Origin of the sequence: Acidovorax sp. HMWF029 (assembly GCF_003060895.1) — a bacterium.
Classification (GTDB): domain Bacteria; phylum Pseudomonadota; class Gammaproteobacteria; order Burkholderiales; family Burkholderiaceae_C; genus Acidovorax.
The window spans coordinates 1-564 of the sequence record NZ_QAIH01000224.1 but is presented as its reverse complement, the minus strand read 5'-3'; the positions used below and the strand labels follow the sequence as shown (position 1 = coordinate 564).

General features: G+C 71.5%; 1 pseudogene. It reads left to right on the top strand.

The features are described 5' to 3' along the window. Nucleotides 1-564: pseudogene (locus tag DBR12_RS15670) on the top strand (WD40 repeat domain-containing protein); the annotation flags it as partial.

Below are 564 nucleotides of genomic sequence, written 5' to 3'. Positions count from 1 at the left end.
CCGCCGCTACAGCCAGGGCGAGGCGGGCGAATGGCAGGCGCTGGCCGAGGGCACCGACCCCGAAGCCTGGCAGGCCTGCCAGACCGCCTGGCGCGGCGTGCTCGACTACGTGCGCAAGGCCGTGGGCCAGCACCGCGCGCGCTACCCGCTCTACCAGCGCCTGGTGGCCACGCTGACGGCGGAGCACATCGAGCGCTTCACCAGCCTGCCCGTGTTCACCGACCAGTACAACGACTGGTGGGACAGCGACCGCAACGGCTGGTGGGAGGGCGACATCTGGGTGGGTGCACGCCAGCCTTGCATGCGCGACGGCGAGCCCTGGGGCCGCGCGCTCAAGTTCAGCTGGCACAACGGCGACGACGCACCGGGCGACGATGAAGACAACGCCCACAGCGCCTACCAAATCAACATCGACGAGGCCCGCGACGGCCCTGCGTTGGTCGATTTCACCTATGCGCAGCGCCAGAACGACAGCCGCGCCCCCCTGCCCCGGGGGGCGGCCGACCACATCGCCCGCCTGCTGCGCTTTTATGGCGCGGTCGGGGCCCGCATCCGCACCCAGGC